The sequence below is a fragment of the Pullulanibacillus camelliae genome, from assembly GCF_014642655.1.
Taxonomy (GTDB): domain Bacteria; phylum Bacillota; class Bacilli; order Bacillales; family Sporolactobacillaceae; genus Pullulanibacillus; species Pullulanibacillus camelliae.
In genome coordinates, this window is record NZ_BMIR01000024.1 from 22,692 (window position 1) to 44,654 (window position 21,963).

General features: G+C 42.5%; 20 protein-coding genes. 4 read left to right on the forward strand and 16 right to left on the reverse strand.

Annotation, left to right across the window (positions count from 1 at the left end):
• Positions 1–14 precede the first annotated feature (14 nt).
• The 6 genes from IEW82_RS17470 to IEW82_RS17495 all read right to left on the reverse strand — a co-directional run bounded on the left by IEW82_RS17470 (position 15) and on the right by IEW82_RS17495 (position 3,967).
• The gene (locus tag IEW82_RS17470) at positions 15–257 is read right to left on the reverse strand and encodes a spore germination protein (protein ID WP_188697762.1); all 243 of its coding nucleotides are present in this window, start codon (positions 255–257) and stop codon (positions 15–17) included.
• Positions 258–306: 49 nt separating this feature from the next.
• Positions 307–549 (reverse strand): spore germination protein, encoded by a 243-nt coding sequence (locus IEW82_RS17475; protein ID WP_188697766.1) that lies wholly within the window; start codon positions 547–549, stop codon positions 307–309.
• A gap of 36 nt (positions 550–585) precedes the next feature.
• Positions 586–828, reverse strand: coding sequence for a spore germination protein (locus tag IEW82_RS17480; protein WP_188697770.1), 243 nt, complete (start codon positions 826–828; stop codon positions 586–588).
• Between the two features lie 240 nt (positions 829–1,068).
• Positions 1,069–1,686 (reverse strand): response regulator transcription factor, encoded by a 618-nt coding sequence (locus IEW82_RS17485; protein ID WP_188697773.1) that lies wholly within the window; start codon positions 1,684–1,686, stop codon positions 1,069–1,071.
• Positions 1,687–1,713: 27 nt separating this feature from the next.
• Complete coding sequence (locus IEW82_RS17490) at positions 1,714–3,486, reverse strand: sensor histidine kinase (protein WP_188697776.1); 1,773 nt, start codon at positions 3,484–3,486, stop codon at positions 1,714–1,716.
• A gap of 106 nt (positions 3,487–3,592) precedes the next feature.
• Positions 3,593–3,967, reverse strand: coding sequence for a winged helix-turn-helix transcriptional regulator (locus tag IEW82_RS17495; protein ID WP_188697778.1), 375 nt, complete (start codon positions 3,965–3,967; stop codon positions 3,593–3,595).
• A gap of 288 nt (positions 3,968–4,255) precedes the next feature.
• Here IEW82_RS17495 and IEW82_RS17500 point away from each other — a divergent pair, with 288 nt between their 5' ends.
• The 4 genes from IEW82_RS17500 to IEW82_RS17515 all read left to right on the forward strand — a co-directional run bounded on the left by IEW82_RS17500 (position 4,256) and on the right by IEW82_RS17515 (position 7,865).
• On the forward strand, positions 4,256–5,449 hold the full coding sequence (locus IEW82_RS17500; protein ID WP_188697782.1) for an MFS transporter: 1,194 nt from the start codon (positions 4,256–4,258) through the stop codon (positions 5,447–5,449).
• 108 nt (positions 5,450–5,557) lie between these two features.
• Positions 5,558–6,400 (forward strand): glyoxal/methylglyoxal reductase, encoded by an 843-nt coding sequence (gene pgoN, locus IEW82_RS17505; protein WP_188697784.1) that lies wholly within the window; start codon positions 5,558–5,560, stop codon positions 6,398–6,400.
• 89 nt (positions 6,401–6,489) lie between these two features.
• Positions 6,490–7,353 (forward strand): sigma-70 family RNA polymerase sigma factor, encoded by an 864-nt coding sequence (locus IEW82_RS17510; protein ID WP_188697787.1) that lies wholly within the window; start codon positions 6,490–6,492, stop codon positions 7,351–7,353.
• Positions 7,354–7,424: 71 nt separating this feature from the next.
• Positions 7,425–7,865 (forward strand): carboxymuconolactone decarboxylase family protein, encoded by a 441-nt coding sequence (locus IEW82_RS17515; protein WP_188697792.1) that lies wholly within the window; start codon positions 7,425–7,427, stop codon positions 7,863–7,865.
• Between the two features lie 1,095 nt (positions 7,866–8,960).
• Here IEW82_RS17515 and IEW82_RS17520 read toward each other — a convergent pair.
• The 10 genes from IEW82_RS17520 to IEW82_RS17565 form a co-directional block, all read right to left on the reverse strand.
• Positions 8,961–10,193, reverse strand: a complete 1,233-nt coding sequence (locus IEW82_RS17520; protein ID WP_188697794.1) for a S1C family serine protease — start codon at positions 10,191–10,193, stop codon at positions 8,961–8,963.
• Between the two features lie 142 nt (positions 10,194–10,335).
• Entirely contained in the window at positions 10,336–11,130 is a 795-nt protein-coding gene (locus tag IEW82_RS17525) for an MBL fold metallo-hydrolase (RefSeq protein WP_188697797.1), read from the reverse strand.
• A gap of 1 nt (position 11,131) precedes the next feature.
• Positions 11,132–12,013 (reverse strand): two-component system regulatory protein YycI, encoded by an 882-nt coding sequence (locus IEW82_RS17530; protein ID WP_188697800.1) that lies wholly within the window; start codon positions 12,011–12,013, stop codon positions 11,132–11,134.
• Entirely contained in the window at positions 12,010–13,359 is a 1,350-nt protein-coding gene (locus IEW82_RS17535) for a YycH family regulatory protein (protein ID WP_188697802.1), read from the reverse strand. Before IEW82_RS17535 ends, IEW82_RS17530 begins: the two co-directional genes overlap by 4 nt.
• A complete protein-coding gene (gene walK / locus IEW82_RS17540; protein WP_188697805.1) occupies positions 13,349–15,169 on the reverse strand; it encodes a cell wall metabolism sensor histidine kinase WalK in 1,821 nt (606 codons plus the stop codon). Before walK ends, IEW82_RS17535 begins: the two co-directional genes overlap by 11 nt.
• 5 nt (positions 15,170–15,174) lie before the next feature.
• Positions 15,175–15,876 carry a response regulator YycF gene (gene yycF, locus IEW82_RS17545; RefSeq protein ID WP_188697809.1) on the reverse strand — a complete coding sequence of 234 codons (702 nt, stop codon included), beginning with the start codon at positions 15,874–15,876 and terminating at the stop codon, positions 15,175–15,177.
• 666 nt (positions 15,877–16,542) lie between these two features.
• The gene (locus tag IEW82_RS17550; RefSeq protein WP_188697813.1) at positions 16,543–17,829 is read right to left on the reverse strand and encodes an adenylosuccinate synthase; all 1,287 of its coding nucleotides are present in this window, start codon (positions 17,827–17,829) and stop codon (positions 16,543–16,545) included.
• A gap of 229 nt (positions 17,830–18,058) precedes the next feature.
• Entirely contained in the window at positions 18,059–19,429 is a 1,371-nt protein-coding gene (gene dnaB, locus IEW82_RS17555) for a replicative DNA helicase (protein ID WP_188697816.1), read from the reverse strand.
• A gap of 111 nt (positions 19,430–19,540) precedes the next feature.
• Complete coding sequence (gene rplI / locus IEW82_RS17560; protein WP_188697819.1) at positions 19,541–19,984, reverse strand: 50S ribosomal protein L9; 444 nt, start codon at positions 19,982–19,984, stop codon at positions 19,541–19,543.
• On the reverse strand, positions 19,981–21,951 hold the full coding sequence (locus IEW82_RS17565; protein WP_188697822.1) for a DHH family phosphoesterase: 1,971 nt from the start codon (positions 21,949–21,951) through the stop codon (positions 19,981–19,983). The genes rplI and IEW82_RS17565 overlap by 4 nt, the downstream gene beginning before the upstream one ends.
• Positions 21,952–21,963 lie beyond the last annotated feature (12 nt).

The following is a 21,963-nucleotide window of genomic DNA, read 5'->3' on the forward strand; positions in this document are numbered from 1 at the left end:
CACCCTTCTCCTCTTTATAGCTGGTTTGACAGTGGTAAGGATGGGTTCGCCACTTGTCCTTGATCATATAAATCAGGATCGACGTAATTATTGACTTGAAATGAGCTGGACGGTGAAAGATCACCAAAAGACAGATTGGCTCCGACTTGTTTGATCGCTGATGTATGACTGTTATGAACCGTTGGACCAATATCAATACTACCATTGGTCGACACGCTGTTGGTCTTCATATTAAAAATATTGATTTGGTACGGCATTTAACCACTCCTCGCAGAGACGCAAAACTTCGCAAACGACGCAGGGGCTTTACAATTGATTGGAAATCGGCAAAGAAGGGTTTGCCACCTGGCCTTGATCATAGAGGTCGGGATCAACATAGCTGTTGAAATGAAATGAATTAGATGGTGAAAGATCGCCGAGAGACAGATTGGCTCCGACTTGCTTAATCGCAGACGTATGACTATTCTGTACGGTAGGGCCAATATCAATGTTTCCGTTCGTTGATACACTGTTGGTTTTCATATTAAAAATATTAATTGCATAAGGCATCTAACCACTCCTAACGCCACTTGAAGGTATACTTCTTTAACTCTGGTTGGCTTGAGCTCTATCTGCGCCAAACCATTCGCTCTGATCATTAACATCTGCATCAAAAACATGATTCATGTTCGTTGACACGGTTGGCGTATGGTCGCCAGATGATATATTACTGCCCCAAATCTTCGTGTGTGAGGCATGACTGTTATGAATGCAGGGCCCAACATCAATCGAAGCATTATTGGCAATACTGTTCACTTTGACTTGAGAAATGTTGACGATAAAGGACATCGTATCACCCACTTTATCTTTGCTACATAGTATGTTTGGGCGCCTGAAATGTTATGAAGAATTGCAAAATCGAGGCCATTTGCCACCTTGAACAGCTACATAGAGCTGAAATTCTTTTTGTGAAAGAGTGGGCTTGATGACCAGATCAAAGATGGATTTTCATTTTCTAGATCGAAGAAAATTTTTAAGAGGAATGGTATGGGGCTGACGTAGATTTTTGTCCTGTACCCACACGTTCTTTCAATCAATTTGTTTCGCCGCCTTCCCTACAATAGCGGCTTGGACACGATTCTTCACTTGAAGCTTGCCAAAAATATTGACGACATGATTTTTCACAGTGCCTTCTGACAAGGAAAAGGTTGTGGCGATCTCCTTATTAGACATGCCCTGACTCATCAGCTGTAGGATCTCTTTTTCCCTTTTGGTCAAGGGTTCAACAAGATTGGGGACTGAGACAGCAGGTGGAGTAACGGCTTCTTCTTGCGCTTTGACCGTTTCCTCTGAAACCGCCCGGCTAATGGTGGTCTTCAGCCTTTCCTGGGAAATAGGCTTTACAATATAGTCGTACGCATAGACATCGAAAGCCGGCAGAGCAAATTCTTTGTGAGAGGTGACAAAAACTAACTTCATTTGCCACCCTTTTTCCCTTATGCGCTTAGCAAAATCTAGTCCACTCTCTTTTGGCATATTGATATCAATAAAGGCTATATCCACTGCATGTGCCTTTATAAAAGCAAAGGCCTCTGTAGTTTCTTGAAAGGAGCCGATAACATCGATGTGGTCGATCTTCTCCAGCATGCGTCGCAAAATGAGGTGCACGGCTCTTTCATCATCTATAATCACAGCTTTCATACCCATCCTTCTGGCCCCCATTCCGTGGCTGATTTACGCCTCAACTGCAGGGGTTGAAAAATAAAAAGTGCTTCCCTGATGGCGTTTGCTTTCAAACCACATATCGCCTCCATTGATTTGGACGAACTGTTGGCATAGCGTTAACCCGATGCCAATCCCACGCTCGCCGGCTGTTCCCTTTGAAGCGGTTGGATACTTTTGTCGATCATCCTTTAACAATGTCCTCGATTGATTAGGAGGGATACCCTCACCCGTATCTTGAACGGACACAATCACCTTGTCCTCTTCCTTATTGGCATTTAAATAAATGTGCCCCTTATAATCCGTAAATTTGATCGCATTAGACAAGAGATTTCTTATGATCAATTCCAACATTTCTTTATCCGCATAGACAAAGAGATCCGCTGGTATATTGCAGGAGATATTAAGCTGTTTGCGCGTACTTTGGAGCTGAAAAAAATCAACATTTTTCTGAACCACTTTTGCTAGATTCCAAGACAATGGATTAAAGGTAATACTGTCCTGATGGCTTCGGAACCAATCCAGCAAGTTTTCTACAAGCGTAAAGGTATTTTGGATCTGCTGCTCCATCTCTTGAGCAATATCCTGCCCTGCGCCTTCATTCTGTTCAAGCTCTTCTCTCAATATTTCCATCAAATTCATAAGGATCGACAGAGGGTCACGGATATCATGAGCGATAATGCGAAATAAATTGTCTTTAAATGTATTTAACTCACCTAATTGCTTCGCGTTGGCCAGCAAGCGCTGTTCATTCTGCACTGTTGCAGTCATGTCGTTTAATAAGAGCATTTTTCCAATAGAGTGGTTCCACCCATTTTCTACATCTGTAATAGAGAGATGATAATAGCGTGATTCTCTTCCACTTATCAGCTGGATGTCTGTTTCCCAGGGTACCCCCTGATGAATTACTTCCAGTAATGCTTTATGCTCAGATAAAACATCTGCCACTTGGCGCCCGAGCATCCCTTTATTTTGTAAGGTTGGAAAGAGCCGCTGTGCGGACTGATTGACACTAGAGATACACAAGTCCAAGTCAAGGACAATAACAGCGTCCTGCATCGAGTCAAACACCTTTTGCAGTGCATAAGGGACTAATTTCAACATGTTATATTGATAGATTCCCCAAATAAAAAGAACCCCAGTAAAAAGAAAGCCGAATGGAGAGAGGTCTATAGGTGACTTTAATATCCCAAGCAAATACAGGAGTGTTAAACCATAAATCCCCGCAGAGCCTAAGGCAATCGTTGCCACCTGATTTTTCATATGCTTAGAAGTCTTGTGATACATGCGCATTAAAAAGAACATGCCCATAAATATGAGCCCATAAGAATAAATGACATGGAGGAAGTAAAAAGGACCTGGGGTAATGGATGCTAACGGAAATCCCGTCGCATAAGAAAGTGCAATTTTTTTGTAAAACAAGTGATGCCAAGGATTGGTATAATGACTGATTAAGGTCACTATAGGGATGAGAGATAGCAGCGCCACGCCCCATTTGCGAAGAGCTGCAGAATAACCTGTATAATGAAGCACCATGATAAACCAAAAGAGCGTTCCAAAGGAAATACCAATATACTCTATTCTCAGCCAAAACTCGATTTCCGCCAAATCAGAACTGACGATTTCAAAGGCATAACCAAACGAATAGAAGGCACCCGCGCACATACCGAGAAACAAACTATAAGCGGTAGGAAACTGCCTTTTTTTCCATGCAAGATAAGCAATATATAACTGACAGCAGGTAATGGCTATAAGTAGGACCGATAAATATTGATTCACTTCCATTTCCTCTTCCCCCAGGGCATTTCATTTTTTCTATTCTACCATACTGTGAACGGTTTCTATCCTACTTTCCTCTCTCTTATCACTAAAAGACCCTTTTTAACACATATTACTCTACAGGCTGTTCATTTAAAATATTTTCTTCTAATACGGCAAATTTATCTCCATAAACCTTGGTAATATGCTGCTCTCCCCAATTACATAGGGCATCTAAAATACTTTTTAAACTCCAGCCGTATTCACTGAGCTCATATTCCACTTTTGGGGGCACTTGATTATAGACAATGCGATTAATGATGCCATCTTCTTCTAACTCCCGCAATTGCTGAGTCAACATTTTCTGCGTGATATTGGGTATCAGACGACGCAATTCACTTGTGCGCTTTTTCCCATGTGTTAAATGACACAAGATCACACACTTCCACTTGCCACCAATGACCTCTAATGTTGCTTCAACTGAAATGTTGTACTTCTTTTTTTGCATGAATGTGTTCCTCCTATGATTTTTAGAAAAGCACGGGCCTGTCCATGCTTATGCTTGACCATGAACACGCCTGATGACTTTTAAATCTATTTTAGATTGAATCTATTCCTTTTCAATAGGTACGAAAAAGTGCCTATAGCACTTTCCGGTTCCTATATCACTTTAAAGTACGTACTTTTCAATTTGTCTTGCACGTATCATAATAACATTTGCACGCCAAATAAGCCCGCATTTTCAAAATTAAATGTGCTCACATTAACATATATCACAAAAGGAGTAGAAGACAGAATGTCATTAGATAAAAAAAGAAGCACATTGGCCCTACTTGCGCTGGCCATTAGTGCCTTTGCAATTGGGACAACCGAATTCATTAGTGTCGGTTTATTACCGCTTATATCCAAAGACTTAAATATTCCAGTGACCACCGCTGGACTCACCGTATCTTTATACGCATTAGGGGTAACCTTTGGCGCCCCCATTCTTACCTCTTTAACCTCGCGGATGTCGCGAAAAACATTATTAATATGGATCATGATCATCTTCATTATCGGAAACAGCTTAGCGGCAAGTGCACCGAATATTGGTATATTATTGGTTGCCCGGATTATTTCTGCTTTTTCCCACGGCGTTTTCATGTCCATCGGCTCAACAATTGCCGCTGATCTTGTTCCAGAAAATAAACGGGCCAGTGCGATCTCTATTATGTTCACCGGATTGACGGTTGCGACAGTCACTGGTGTGCCAATCGGAACCTTCCTCGGCCAACAATTCAGCTGGCGCCTTGCTTTTATAGTCATTGTCGGCGTTGGGCTCATCGCTTTAATTGCCAATGCTATTTTGGTACCGGGTCATTTGCGAAAAGGCGTGCGCACATCGCTGCGTGATCAAGTCAAGCTGATTACCAACGGACGCTTGTTGCTTGTCTTTATTATTACAGCACTTGGTTATGGTGGAACATTTGTTGTCTTTACGTATTTATCACCATTGCTTCAAACCGTGACAGGCATCAAGGCAAGCACTGTTGCTGTGATTTTGCTCATTTATGGCATTACGATTGCGATTGGTAATACAATCGGTGGAAAATTGTCCAACCATAAGCCAATTGTTGCGTTATTTTATATGTTTAGTATTCAAGCCATTGTTTTACTCATTTTAACCTTTACAGCACCCTTTAAAATGGCTGGAATTATTACCATTTTATTCATGGGATTATTTGCGTTCATGAATGTGCCAGGCTTGCAGGTGTATGTCGTGATGCTTGCGGAACGTTTCGTACCGAGCGCTGTCGATGTTGCCTCAGCGGTCAATATTGCTGCCTTTAACGCCGGGATTGCCTTAGGTTCTTACATCGGTGGGATCATCACAGATTCTATCGGCTTGATTCATACGGCCTGGATTGGCGCTATTATGGTAGCTATCGCTGTTGTCTTAACAGGCTGGAGCCGCAGCTTAGAACGCCGAGATCAGCAAGCAAAAGCTTAAAAGCTAGACTTTAAGCCCACTTTAAGGAGGTGAGGGACAAACGGCCAGCCCCGCGTCATACAGCAACACCTTAATAAATAAAACTGATATATTTTGGAGGAATAAATAATGCCAACTCATTTACAAGATAGAACCACATTGCACAATGGAGTCAAAATGCCATGGTTCGGCATTGGTGTTTTTAAAGTAGAAGAAGGTCCTGAATTAGTTCAAGCGATTAAAGCGGCCATTAAGCACGGGTACCGCAGCATTGATACTGCGGCTGCTTATGGAAACGAAGCAAGCGTTGGACAAGCGATTCGTGAAGCCAGCCAAGAAACAGGCATAGCCAGAGAAGATCTCTTTATCACATCGAAAGTATGGAATGACGATCTTGGTTATGAAGAAACATTAGCTGCGTATGAAGCCAGCTTAGAAAAACTCGGTTTGGATTATTTAGATTTGTATTTGATCCACTGGCCAGTAGAAGGCAAATTTAATGAAGCTTGGCGCGCATTAGAAAAGCTTTATAAAGATAGCCGTATCAAAGCAATTGGTGTCAGCAACTTCCAAATCCATCACCTTGAAGACTTAATGAAAACAGCTGAGATTAAGCCGATGCTTAACCAAGTGGAGTATCATCCGCGTCTGACTCAAAAAGAGCTGCATGCCTTTTGTAAAACCCAGGGCATTCAAATGGGCGCTTGGTCCCCTTTAATGCAAGGTCAGTTGCTAGACAACCCCACCTTGCAGGAGATTGCAGCGAACTACAATAAATCTGTTGCACAAGTGATCTTACGTTGGGATTTACAAAATGAAGTGGTGACCATTCCAAAATCAACAAAAGAGCACCGTATTATTGAAAATGCTGATGTGTTTGATTTTGAACTCACTCAAGCGGATATGGCACGCATTGACGGACTCAACGAAAATTTACGTGTTGGTCCAGACCCTGATAACTTTGACTTTTAATCGTTTTTAATGACCTTTATCCTCCACTAACGTGCTGGCAAACGCTATAATCATAAGTAGAGAGCTCTTTTAGGAAGGGAGTCGTATGTATGAATCTTGAACAAGCGTATCACGACTATCGCCCTTTACTGTTCTCCATCGCTTATCGATTGCTTGGGACAGTAACGGAAGCGGAGGATATTGTACAGGATGTCTTTACTTCATTAGGGACTGTAAACTGGAATCATATTCAGCATCCTAAGGCATTTCTATGCCAATCCGTGAGCAATCGCTGTCTCAATCTCATGAAGGCTTCCGTTAAGAAGAAGGAACGCTATGTGGGGAATTGGTTACCAGAGCCTTTCATCCATTCTACGGATAACGAACCCCTTATGGCCCTTGAGAACAAAGAGGCGGTATCCTATGCTTATTTGGTGATGCTAGAAACACTGACACCAACAGAGCGTATTATTTTTGTATTAAAGACTTCCTACGCTATCGCTTACGACGAGCTTGCGGAGATCACAGGGAAAACCGAAGTCAATTGTCGAAAAATCTATAGCCGTGCCCGTCAAAAAATGAAAAGCCAGCCAGCAGTTGAGACCCGCCCTGACAGTAAAGGGGTTATGGTTCAAAGGTTCATCGAGGCTTTACACAACGGGAATATCACTGATTTGATTCAGTTGATGCGTGAAGATACGATTATTACAACCGATGGTGGCGGAAAAGTGAGAGCCGCAACACGACAGATTACCAGTATTCAGCGGATCTTCGCCTTCTTTAAAGGCATTCTCGCCAAAGAAGCCTTTGCTGATGAAATGATTCTGACCCAAGCTAACGGCAGTCCTGCCCTAATGGTGAAAGCTGAAGGACGTCCTAAGGCACTATGGCTGTTGGCGTTAACCCCTGATGCTTCATCCATCTCACACGTATACGGTGTGCTTAATCCTGATAAGCTGCCTAAAAACATTTAAATCATTATGTCACAAAATAGCCTCCTCCATTGTCTTAGAGAGTGAAAAGATAATTGAGGAGGCTTATTCATATGGAAACACGAATGGAAATGCAGCATGTCAATCCTGAAAGCTACGCAGCGATGTTCGCATTAGAAAAATGCGCTGCAAGCTCAAAGCTCCCAGCAAAGTTAAAGGAGCTCATTAAAATCAGGGCATCACAGATCAACGGCTGTGCCTTTTGTCTTAATATGCATACAAAGGACGCGAGAAAACTTGGAGAAAGTGAAGCACGCATCTATGGGCTGAATGCTTGGCGAGAATCTCCCTTTTATACACCAGAGGAACGGGCTGTTTTAGCCTTTACGGAGTCTGTAACCCTTGTGACAAAGGACCAAGTTCCCGATGCCATCTATGAAGGGCTTCAGCACTACTTTAGTGACAAAGAAATCAGTGACATCATCCTATGCATCATCACCATTAATGCTTGGAATCGCATCGCCATCTCAACCCGGCTCATGCCTCAAGAGTGAAAAAGAAAGACGTAGCAAACTTTAGCTTCTGTTTTTATAGTCTCGCGTTAAATCATCAGCAAAGATAGCAATGTCTACATTCTCAAAAAATGAACCAGTCTGAAGAACAAGTTTCCGAAAAGAGAATAAATCAAGGGGAAGCTTCCGAATCAGAGGCTGAGCGTAACAAATGGCTGTGGCACGGTAACAAAAGCCTCCCCTAAGAAACAAATGGCGCGACCATTTTAACAAATGCCCCAAGCAAAATAACGAGTATAGTTCGAAATTAACAAATAGAGAACGAAGCCAAGGGCTAAGTTTCCGAATCAAGGGCTGAGTGCAACAAATGGCTGAGGGACGGTAACAAAAGCCTCCCCTAAGAAACAAATGGCGCAACCATTTTAACAAATGCCCCAAGCAAAATAACGAGTATAGTTCGAAATTAACAAATAGAGAACGAAGCCAAGGGCTAAGTTTCCGAATCAAGGGCTGAGTGCAACAAATGGCTGTGGCACGGTAACAAAAGCCCACGCTAAGAAACAAATGTACGGCCCAAATTAACAAATACCAGCCACAAACACCTTAAACAACAAGCCCCTTTGTTAAGAAAAACTGGGCGAAAAGCATGCCCGGTCCTTGTCCTTAGTATAGGGATCATCTTATATGGAAGAGGCTTCATTGTCTGGTAGTGGATGGGAGTGCAAGGCGCCCGAGGAACACTCTAAAATCGTATGTTCCTCGGGCGCCGCTGACTCATGATGCGGAGACTAGAGTCCTACGGGAAGTGGGAGAGCGGTAAGACCTTAGCAGCGCGAAGGCGCGAGGCGGCTTACCACTCCTCCGCGGAAAGTGAGCTGCCTGGAGCGGAAATCCGCACCGTCCTCTGACCAGAAATTTTATACTCTCTTATCTTTTTAGAAAACTTGGCTTGCACCACTTCGCTGGTACTCCTGATGTGATTTTTGCACATCACACACTTAGGGTGCCCGCAAGCCTCAGGTGGCGAAACTCAAAATTACACTTATATTCTCTTCCTTTATGAGCGTCAGCGAAGTATAAATTCTGATAGTACAAAAAATCCAGGTACGCATTAAATACGTACCTGGGTGCTTCATTTTAAGAGAAGACTTTTCCACCGAGCTTGATCGTCAGGGTCTTCGCTTGACCGTTTCTATAGATTTTCAATTTAACTTCTTGACCGACTTTAAGGTGTGTGTATAAGTAGGTTGAGAAATCTGTTGTGGCAGAGTCTGATTCATCAGCCTGAATCTTATGATTGTTAATGGCGACGATAACGTCTCCCGTTTGCAACCCAGCTTTGGCTCCTGGCCCACCGCTGACGATATCGGTAGCCACAATACCCGCTTTCACACTGTTTGGTACCTTCAGCTGTTGAATGGCCGTTGCTGGCAATTGAGCAAGATCAGCCATGCTGACACCGATATACGGGCGTTCAACCTTACCCTCTTTTTCAAGCTGATTAATGACTGGTGAAGCCACATCTATTGGAATGGCAAAGCCAATGCCTTCAACAGAGGATTCTGCTATCTTTAATGAATTTATCCCGATAACCTGGCCGTCAATATTCACCAATGCCCCACCGCTGTTCCCTGGGTTAATGGCGGCATCTGTTTGGATAACTTCTGCATTCCAGGTGACTTGACCACCATTTTTTAAATCAATAGTTCTTGAAATGGATCGTGCTTGCGAGCTGACAATTCCTTCAGTCACTGAGCCTGAAAATCCAAGTGGATTACCAATGGCAATGACGGGCTCACCGCGTTTTAGGTTATTGCTGTTCCCGAATTGAGCGACTTTCTTAACATCCTTTGAAGGGATTTGTAAGACAGCAAGATCATAAAGGGAATCTGTTCCCAAGACCTTCGCATCGACTTTGTTTTGATCATCAAAGCGTACCTCTACTTTTCCGGCACCTTCCACAACGTGATTATTAGTGACCACGTAAGCATATTGACTATCCTTTTTATAAATAATACCTGAACCGATACCGGATTCAGTATATTGATTATCAAAAAGGTTTGCACTCTGGAGATTAATCACCGCAACGACTGCTGGGGATACGTTATCCACTGCCTTCGTTACTGCACTGGTGACATCAACATTCATATTTTTTGTCGGACCTGTTGCATTCTGAGTTGTCGTCGTCTGGTCATTTGAATTGTTGTTGGGTAACCAGCCTTGATTCTCCAAAAAAGGTGAGATTAAGAAAAAGAAAATGATGCCGACGACGGCACCTAAAAAACCTGAGACAAACCACCCTCCGCGTCTGCGCTTGGGGCTTTGTCTACTTTCTGAGTTTGGATACTCATCGTTATCATAGTAACCCATACTTTTAATCACCTTGCCTTTTCATCGAATCATTACATCGTCATTATAACGGTATTCCCTTTTTCCCAATGGAATATGTAACATTTTTGATATTTACTAAAAATTTCCCCACTTCTTCAACTTAAAAAACACATCTTTTTTCTTAAACAATGGACAATGCCGTTGGAACCTCAGGGTCGGTATCATACAGGCCTAAGCGTTCACCAATTCTTAAACCATGCTGTTCCAGCTTTTGCTGTACAGACATCCTTGCTAGCTCTTTCAAGTTGTTGTCCTTACTCAAATGCGCTAAATAGATCTTCTTTGTGCGATCATCCAAAACATCTGTTAATGCTGTTCCAGCATCCTCATTGGAAATATGTCCTGAATCACCAAGAATCCGGCGTTTGACATTCCATGGATAACGGCCAGCCATCAGCATATTGATATCATGATTAGCTTCAATGATATAAGCATCCGACTGTTTAATCGTTCCCTTAATTTTATCGGAGACATAACCGACATCCGTCAGTAAGGTTAACTGCTTTTGTTGGTGACGAAAAACAAAGAACATCGGTTCAGCCGCATCATGGGACACGCCAAAGGATTCCACTTCAATGTCCCCGAAGCTTTGCAGACCACCCGTTTGAAAAACAAATTTTTGATCTACAGGAATATCACCAATGCTTGTTGCCATAGCCTTCCAAGTTTTCTCATTGGCATAGATCGGCAATCGGTGTCGTCTGGAGAAGACACCGAGCCCCTTAATATGATCACTATGCTCATGCGTCACTAAAATTGCATCTAAATCCTTTGCCGAGCGATCAATTTTTGCAAACAGCGCGTCCAGCTTTTTTCCGCTTAAACCACAATCGATGAGGAGCCTGTGATGATCTGTTTCAACATAAACAGCATTACCAGTACTCCCACTTGCTAAAACACTGAATTGTAATGCCACACTAATCCCCCTGATCCTGATCATCTATTGATTTTACGTTAAGCTCTGAAACAAAATATTCCTTAGTAGACACATCCGATCCATCTTTCAGCTTCACTTTAATATACCATGCCGGGATATAGTTCAGCGTCGCATTATCTTCAACATTTGGCGCGGTCACCATATTGATGTAGCATAAATGGATCGTTGTGATCGATGGATTTTTCGTAATAGGTAAATAGTTTTGTTCCCATAATTGTTGAATGGCCTCCATCGGTGTCACAGGCATGGTCATTTTTTGATTGGCCGGTTGGATATGAATATACGTTTGATCATAGCTGATCGCCTTGCCGTTTTTTGTTTGTACATTGAGCGTGCTTACCTTTTCCTTAGGTATAGAGTAGACTTGATAATCATTATAGGTTTGCACAAAGTGATAGGTTGTCGTACTGCCTTTTTTATCAAACTTCCAAAAATTATAATGGTCACCTTGATACACATATTTTTTGAGGAGACTATTAATATCATCTGTCGATGGATCTTTTGGAATCGATACGGGTTTCGTAAATTTAACACTCAATTTAACCCCGCTGGCATCAGTCGCGTAATTAAAAACTTTCTTACCCTTTGGTCCACTTAGCTTTTCCAATGCTTTATGGACACTATCACTCGTAAAATCCACTGGTGTCCCCTCTAAAAATGTTACCTGCTGCTTGCTACTAGGAAGCGTCACATGTGAGGTATCAATGCTTCCAGAACTGATGAGCTGATCAAAATTGTTATCGCCACCACTTTCGTAGCGCTCCTGGTATTCGTGGTGATTCTCCCAAAGATGATACCCCAGAAAAATATCGAGGAGGAAAAAGCAAAGAATGAAAATGGTTTTGGTTTGTCCCCAATTCATTGATCATTCCCCCCCATATTCTGCACTTCATTCTGCTTCACTTGAGCCGCAAGATCTGAATCGGTGAAAAGCTGGTGCCATTCATCATTTTTCTCATATAACCAGGCCGGTGTCATCGTGACAATCTGGGCCTCTGTATCCTGAACCATGATGTAACCCATTCGAATATCTTGAACATCCTTTAAACTTATCTTATCATTTTGAAGAGTTTGTAGCACTTCTTGTGCAGATTGCAGTTTCTTTCCATGACTCTCTGAGAAAGCGACTGTATTCAAATTAATCAACGTGCGATCTTGTTCAAGAAGCTGACCCTTATTCCATTTTAGATGAATCATCGCTTGATACTTATTTGACAAACTATAGACAGGAAGATCATCTACCATGATGCGAAAGCCCACTTCAGACTCTCCACTCGCTGGTTTGGATGTATAGCTATCGTAGATATATTTATCGGTCCAGCCTTGATAGCTATTGATTTTCATCCAGCTATCATAAATCGTGTCCATGTCCTGGGAAATATTCTGCGACCCTGAACCCGAACTAAACGTCAGGACATCCTGATCTTGAGATAATGTATTGACCCCGTCACTATAGACCCCATTATGCTCTTGCACAGAGCCCAGATCCGGGAATAATATCCTCTCAAATTTTTCAATTTGAACAGGTTCATAAAGGAATTTCTTTTGATCAAGCTGAGTAGAATGGGTGGGTAGGAAGACTTCTTTATTGCCTCTTACCATGACTCTTGTATAAGGCACCCAGTCCTCTCCCAGATCGGCCCAGCTTCCCGATAAAGAATTGATTTTACTTATATTAAAATTCTTACTGGTAGCGTAAAAGATATTTTTGCCTGTTTGATCCTTAAACACAAGCGTTGTATTGGCATGCTCCTTACCATGTGCATCATCCACATATAGGGCCATTCTATTCACCGCTGTAGCTGGAATATTGGTATTATCCTTGGTGAAGGAAAATAAGCTCTTGATGATCTCTGAAGTGATCGGTGCTGGGAAAAGCAAATCGTACTCCCTAGAAGGCAAATCCTTGTCATTAATAGAATTACTAACCGGCACCGTCCATTTTGCATTTAGGAGTGCATCAAACATTTTATCGACTTCCACACGATCAACCGTTCCATAGACAACATTTTGATCTTGAATGAGGAATTGATAAGGCTTCACAATCTCATTTAAATTATAGCCCATATCAATGCTTACTTGATTATTCGTGACTTGAGGCTCAACCTCTTCAAAGTCACCTTGGAACGTCCAAATATTCCACGTTAAAAAGAAGCTAAGAAGGACAAGCACTGTAAGTAGAATGGTCTTAATTAATTCACGCATCATAGCTTCCCCCTTTTGAAAGTGGAAGGGTAAAGAAAATGGCCGTTCCTTTATTCCATTCACTATCCGCCCAGATTTCTCCACCATGAGCTGCAACGATTTCTTTAGCGATCGCAAGACCTAGGCCTGTCCCCCCTAAATTGCGTGACCGTGCCTTATCCACCCGAAAGAAACGATCAAAAATTTTCGTCAGGTTTTCTTTAGGGATACCCACACCCTGATCTCGGATTCCAGTTACTAAATGATTGCCCTTTTTAACCACTTTAAAAGTGATCCTTCCCCCATCAGGAGAATATTTAATGGCATTTGAAATAATGTTATCGATCACCTGAGTCATTTTATCGCGATCAAGATACGTATAAATGGGGCCTCTTGGTAATTTAAGCTCAAAATGAATATGCTGCTTCTTACTCATTTCAAAACGATCGATAATATCCTTTAGGAAAGAAATATAGTTCGTCGTTTCCTTGTTAAAATTCGGATCTTCGGCATCCAGCTTGGAAAGCTGAAGCAGATCATTCACCAGTCGGATCATGCGCTCTGTCTCATTTTGCGTGACGCCGAGAAACTTATCGCGTAGATTCTCATCCTCGACAGCTCCATCAGACAAAGCTTCCAGATAACTCTTCATTGTCGTAAGTGGCGTACGTAATTCATGAGAGACATTAGCAACAAATTCACGTCTTTCCTCATCAATTTGCTCTTGCTCGGTGACATCATGAAGCACAGCAATTAAGCCATCAATCGCCCCATTTTCTTTAAGAATCACGGAAAAATTCACGCGAACGAGGAGTTTTTGGTGCTCAGTACTAAAGTCTAGCATCATGGAATCTTCCATATCGTATAGATCATCTAAATGAAACTCTTCTTCTATCTTCAAGAGATCAATAATGGATTTACCTAAAATGTTTTCCCGATAAACGTGAAGCAACTCTTCCGAACGATCATTGACAAGAATAATGTCACCATTACGATCGGTCGCAATCACTCCATCAGTCATATAAGTTAAAACCGAACGAAGCTTACGGCGCTCAGCCTCCGTCGATGCATTCGCCTCTTGCAAACGCTCAGTCATGTTATTAAAGGAATTCGCTAATTGGCCGATCTCATCATCATCATTATGATCCACTCGGAGTGAAAAATCTCCCTGAGAAACCGCCCGTGCCTGACGGCGCATTTGGGCCAATGGTTTTGTAATCGTACGCGCCAGAAAAAAGCCAAGCAGCGCCGTTACGATGAGGGCAATTACAATAGCAGAGGCGAGGTAATTATTTGTCGTTCGCAATTCTTTATAAATGCCATTCAAAGAGTCTTCCATATAAAGAAGTCCAACTTTTTCTTTACCTACTGTAACCGGCGTGGTGACGACCATCACGCGCCCATTATCCGACTTTGATTTTAAGATTCGGTGAGTGGTGTCCTCCGCTGTATATAAATCTTTGACAACGATCTTATCATTGTCTTGCTTGCCAACCTCATTGCTATTATCGTTACTTGTCGCCAAAATAATGCGATCTTTAGAGATCACCCGAACATTATTTTCACCGACATCTGAGATTTGATCCTGAACCGCTTTAGAAATGGCATTCATATCGCCTTTATCGGTCTCTTCCGCTTTTTTTATGGCTTCGCTCACAAAATAAGAAAGCGTTTTCGCTTCCTTTACCATTGATTGTTGCTTACTATTAATATAGTTTTTTTCCAGAGAAGAGCTAAAATCGACACCAATTAATTGCATTGCTAAAAGAATCAGCAAGGTATAAATCAAAACAAATTTAAATTGGATCGATTTAAAAAAACCGACAATACGCATAATGATTACTCCCGATCAGGATTTCTTAAATAATAGCCGGCGCCACGACGCGTCATGATCCAAACTGGACGGCTTGGGTTGTCCTCAACCTTTTCTCTTAATCGTCGCACCGTCACGTCAACGGTCCGAACATCTCCAAAATAATCATAGCCCCATACTGTTTGTAACAAATGCTCACGGGTCATGACCTGACCTGTGTGCTTAGCCAAGTAATAGAGCAATTCAAACTCTCTGTGCGTCAACTCAATGGGCTCACCGCGTTTAGTTGCTAAATAAGCATCAGGGCGAATGACAAGGGCACCAATGGCTATCTCTGTCGTCTCATCTTCCTTAGTCGCAATTTGCTGATGACGACGAAGATTTGCTTTTACACGCGCGATCAATTCACGATTACTGAAGGGCTTTGTCACATAATCGTCAGCGCCCATCTCCAGACCAAGCACCTTATCGATTTCTGAATCCTTTGCGGTTAGCATGATGATAGGCATATTATATTTTTTTCTGATCTCTCGGCAAACTTCCATGCCATCTCTTTGCGGGAGCATGACATCAAGCAGAATGAGATCAGGTTCTTCCTCTTCAACCTTGGCGAGCGCCTGCTCTCCATCATAAGCTACAATAACACTATATCCTTCTTTTTTTAGATTAAATTCTAATATATCTGCAATAGGTTGCTCATCGTCAACCACTAAAATTTTCTCTTCCATCAAAGTCACTCCTCAAGGATTATACGACTTCATTCAATCCATTTTATCATACTACACTCTGTTTGAAAATTATTCGTAGAGCTCCTCCCCTAGTGACGGTGTCCTAAAATGGTTGACTAGAAATTGTAACAAATTCATGTCAAATTTGGAAAGAGCTATTCATTCCCTGGTTGTACTATATTTTCGACATCCACCCTGCACATTCCTTTTCACTCAGTGATTTCTATCATTTCCAGACTCACGGTGTTTTCTAGCCCTTTCAAACCTAAAATAGGATGTCTATATGGTCAGACCTGAATTATATGAGGAAGAAAAATAGAAAAACCAGGCAAATGCTCGGTCTTGTCTGGGCATAGAGCACCCTACCTCAGATGCTTTCATTGCCGGGTCAAGTAAGTGGATTGGAGCCTAAGGGGTGAGAGCTCGGAACACTCTAAAATCGTGTGTTCTACGGACACCGCTGACTCATGATGCAATACGAGAGTCCCGCGGGAAGAGGGAGATCGGTAAGACCTTAGCAGTGTGAAGGCGCGAGGAGGCTTACCACTCCCCTGCGGAAAGCAAGCTGCCTGGAGCGGCATCGCGCATCGTCCTCATGACCAGAGATTTTATACTTTCTGATCTTTTAAAAAAAGCCACCGATAAATCGGTAGCTTTTCTATATTTTTATGCAAACACCGGGCGAATAAGATGTGTCTGATTGCGATTCGGGCCCACTGAAAAAATAGAAACGGGAGCCCCTGTAAGCTGTGCTACTCTTTCAAGATAATGTCTTGCATTGGCTGGAAGTTCGTCCAAGCCTTTAATTTGCGTTAAATCCTCCGTCCAGCCGGGCATTTCTTCATAAATAGGGTCACACTCAGAAAGCACTTTTAAACTCGCTGGATATTCTTCAATGATCGTATCTTTGTACTTATAGGCCACACATATTTTAACAGTTTCCAATCCCGTCAAAACGTCTAAGCAGTTCAAAGTCAAATCGGTAATACCACTCACCCGTTTGGCATGACGAACGACGACACTATCAAACCAACCGACACGGCGAGGGCGTCCGGTCGTCGTACCATATTCGCGACCGACCTCACGAATCGTATTGCCAATCTCATCATGAAGCTCCGTTGGGAAAGGACCATCACCTACTCGAGTGGTATAGGCTTTAGTGACCCCAACGACATGATTGATTTTGGTAGGACCAACACCTGCTCCGATCGTGACCCCACCTGCAACAGGATTGGAGGAGGTAACAAATGGATAGGTTCCTTGGTCAATATCTAACATGACACCTTGTGCCCCTTCAAAGAGCACGCGTTTTCCTTGATCAAGTGCGTCATTTAACACAACTGACGTATCGCAAACATAGGGTGCGATTTCTTTTCCATAAGCTATATATTCATCATAAATTTCCTCTAGAGTAAAGCCTTCCGTTTCATATACCTTTTCAAATAGCTGATTCTTTTCTTCGAGGTTTTTCTCGAGTTTTTCTCTGAAAGTATCTGGCTCAAGCAGATCGGCAATTCTTATACCCACACGAGCTGCCTTATCCATATATGCTGGTCCAATGCCCTTCTTCGTTGTACCTATTTTTCCTGTCCCTTTACGGTCTTCCTCCACGCAATCTAATTTCACATGGTAAGGTAAAACGACGTGTGCACGATTGCTAATACGAAGATTATCTGTTGTCACATGACGTTCATGGAGATAGTGAAGCTCTGAAACAAGTGATTTTGGATTTACAACCATGCCGTTTCCAATGACACAAATTTTATCTTTATAAAAGATGCCTGAAGGAATAAGATGGAGTTTATATGTTTGCCCATCAAACGCTATTGTGTGACCTGCGTTATCCCCACCTTGATAGCGTGAAATCACTTCTGAATTTCCTGACAAGTAATCGGTAATTTTTCCTTTTCCTTCATCGCCCCATTGGGCGCCAACAACAACGACAGATGGCATAAAAAATGGACCTCCCAGTGTTTTTTCATAAATGGATCGTATCAAATGTATTACATCTTAAGTGTATCAACTCAAGTGGTGAACGTCAATGGTATTTACGAACATTAAACAATATAAATATATATTTTGTTCGTGAATTGTTGTTATTTTAATATTTTCATTAAAAATGGAGCGAATCCCAGTTGCCATTCGCTCCATCCCATCGTTCCCTAAGATGATTGTTATTATTCTAGGCTGTCCCCGCCGGAATCTCACTTTCATTATGCCTGCGCTCTAAATTCACAAACTTATTGTATTCCTTAACAAAAGCAAGCTCAACGGTACCGACGGGGCCATTCCTCTGCTTCGATATGATGATCTCAATAATGTTTTGCTTCTCCGACTCTTTGTCATAATAATCATCTCGGTATAGGAAAGCAACGATATCCGCATCCTGCTCGATACTTCCTGATTCCCGAATATCAGACATCATCGGACGTTTATCTTGTCGCGACTCCACACCACGAGATAACTGTGACAGGGCAATAACCGGCACCTCCAGCTCCCTGGCAAGGGCCTTAAGCGATCTAGATATCTCTGATACTTCTTGTTGCCGGCTCTCACTGTGACCCGAAGAGGAGCCTTGAATGAGTTGCAGATAATCAATCAGTATCATGCCTAGCCCTTTTTCCTTTTGCAGCCTCCGGCATTTTGCCCGGATCTCATTGATCCTTACCCCTGGGGTATCATCAATATAGATGCCTGCATTGGAAAGACTGCCCATGGCCATGGCCAGCTTCTGCCAGTCCTGCTCTTCCAATTTCCCTGTTCTTAGCTTTTGGGCATCGATATTCCCTTCCGCACAAAGCATCCTCATAACCAGTTGGCCTGCTCCCATTTCCAAGCTGAAAATAGCAACATTTTCGTCAGTCTTGGTCGCGACATTCTGAGCAATATTCAAGGCAAAGGCCGTTTTCCCTACTGATGGTCGTGCTGCTACGATAATTAAATCATTGCGTTGAAACCCCGCCGTCATCCGGTCCAGTTCCGCAAAGCCTGTGGGAATACCGGTAATATCCCCTTTCCGGTTATGGAGGAGTTCAATATTATCATAGGTTTCCACCAAAACATCTTTGATCGATTGAAAGGCAGACACCTTTTTACGCTGGGCGACCTCAAAAATGGTTTTTTCCGCTTCATCAATGATGACGTCAACATCATCCTCACGTGTATAACCGTCTGAAACAATTTGCGTTGCAGAACGAATCAGTCGCCTCAACAGGGCCTTTTCTTCAACAATATTGCTGTAAAATTGAATGTTGGCAGCAGTTGGCGCGGAATCAGCTAATTCGCTTAAATAATCTAAGCCTCCGACCTCTTCTAACAGCTTTTGGTTCCTTAACTCCGATGTGACCGTGACCACATCCACTGGCTCACCGTGCTCAGACAAGTCGAGCATGACGGAATAGATCCTTTGGTGACTTGCCCGATAAAAGTCTTCAGGTAATAGTGACTCTGAGGCAGTAACAATGGCCTGTGGCTCTAAAAAGATCGCACCTAAGACCGCCTGCTCAGCCTCAATATTATGAGGAGGTGTACGATCGGCAAACAAATCACTCATTGCTTATAGTCGCTCCTTCTAAAATCATTCCAAGTAGGAGAGGACAGGCCACGAAAAAGCTTGTCCTCAAAAGGCTTACTGTGCATTAAAAATAAGGGAATAAAATTCAAGCTATTGTTCCTTCACATGAACCTTTAAGGTCGCAGTGACGTCATGATGAAGTTTGATCGGAACATCCGTGTAGCCCAATGTCCGAATCGGATCATTCAGTTCAATCTTGCGCTTATCGATTTTAAACCCTTTTTGCTTAAGCTCTTGAGCAATTTGCTTACTTGTGATGGAACCGAACAATCTACCGCCATCCCCTGATTTTGCAGTTAAGGTGACTTCTGTCTTTTCCAATTGACTTTTGAGCTGTTTCGCTTCTTCTAGTTCCTCTTGCGCTCGTTTTTGATCATTTTTCTTTTTATTTTCCAACTGCTTAAGATTGCCTTTATTCGCTTCTACTGCAAGATTTTTAGGTAAGAGATAATTGCGTGCATAGCCTTCGGAAACTTCTTTAATTTCCCCATTTTTCCCCTTGCCTTTTACATCCTTTAAGAAAATGACTTTCATTCTGCTTCTCCTCCTTCAAGATAGTCATCAATGGCTGCCTTTAATCGTTGCACGGCTTCACTTAACGGCATTTTCAATTGTGTGGCTGCATTCGTTAGATGCCCCCCGCCATCAAGCTGTTCCATGATGATTTGAACGTTAATCTCTCCCAAAGAACGGGCACTAATGCCAATATAGCCATCGGCACGTGGCGCAGCAACAAAAGACGCTTTAATACCGTTCATCGACAATAAAGTATCTGCCGCTTGAGCCATGACCACTTGATCAAAACGGTCGTCTTCTTCACTGACCGCAATAGCAATATGATCCTTATAAAGCTTGGTCCGTCGAATCAATTCAGCCCGATGGTTATATTGTGCAAGATCCTCTCTTAATAGCTTTTGAACCAAAATGGTATCTGCTCCATGGGACCTTAAATAAGAGGCCGCATCAAAGGTTCTTGCCCCTGTGCGCAGGGCAAAGCTTTTCGTATCGACTGTGATCCCTGCCAGCATGGCGGTGGCCTCTACCACACCTAGCTTCACTTTATTTGTTTGATATTCTAAAAGCTCTGTGACAAGTTCTGCTGTTGATGAAGCGTAGGGCTCCATATAAACAAGAACAGGATCATGGATAAAATCTTCACTGCGGCGGTGGTGATCGATGACCACTACACGTTCTGTTTTTGATAAAAGGCGCGGCTCCATCACCAAGGAAGGTTTATGTGTATCCACAACAACCACAAGTGTTTTTGAAGTGATTTGCTCTAAAGCATCATCGTTAGCCAGAAATTTCGACCATAACTGGTCATCTTGTTGAATTTCATTGATAAGGCTAATCACACCCGGGCCATAATCTTCAGGTTGAATCACCACATGACCTGGTTTTCCATCACCCTCCGCCATCTTCATAATCCCAATAGCCGCCCCAATAGCGTCCATATCGGGATTCTTATGTCCCATGACAAAGACTTGATCGCTCTCATGAATAAGCTCGGACAGGGCATGAGAGATCACACGCGCACGGACACGGGTTCTTTTTTCGACTGGATTGGATTTTCCACCATAGAATTCTACTTTTCCTGACGCCTTCTTTATAGCAACCTGATCCCCGCCTCTCCCTAAAGCGAGATCAAGGGCGGATTGAGCCATTTGTCCCAAGTCCGGGATGCTCTTTGCACCTGTCCCAACGCCAATACTCAACGTCAACGGGACTGTAGAATTGGATTTAATTTCTCGAATTTTATCTAAAATATCAAAGCGATTTTTTTCTAATTCGTGTAAGATGCTTTGATTCAGTACAGCCATGAACTTTTCAGCAGAGAATCTTTTCAAATAAATACCGTGAGCGCTGCCCCAATCCTTGATTAAATTAGTGACCTCATTATTAATGCCACTCTTAATCTGATCATCCATACCTTGTGTGATCTCTTCATAGTTATCTAAAAAAACAATGCCAAGCACCGTTTTCTCATTTTCATAGCGTACCTTGACCTCGTTGATCTCAGTCACATCAATCAAATATAGAAGACGCTCTTCAGCTCTGGAAATCACACGATATCTACGTTTTTTTATCGTTACTACTCCTTCATTTTCATCACTATTAATGATGGGAAGGAAGGCATCGGAAATCAAGTTAAGGGGATGAGACAGAATCGGTTCTTCTCCGGTAAGAGAAGACATGTAATGATTCATCCACTCAACCTCATAGTTTTCATTGTATAAAATAATGCCAATAGGCATCTCTAATAATGCTTCTTCACCCACTTTTTTAATGCGGTGTGACAAGGTGGAAATGTAGTCCTCAACTTTTTTCTTATGCTTCATATCCTGAAGTTTCAATAATGCTACAACAGCTATGACAACGATAAGACCAATGAGCCCAAGAACCCAATAGTAAAGCGTCACCACGATGATAAAAATAAGACCAATGATGGCTGCTAAAGCTGCTGTTGCCCCCCACCTGGGGTGTTTCATTTCATTTGACATAACGCCAGCCCC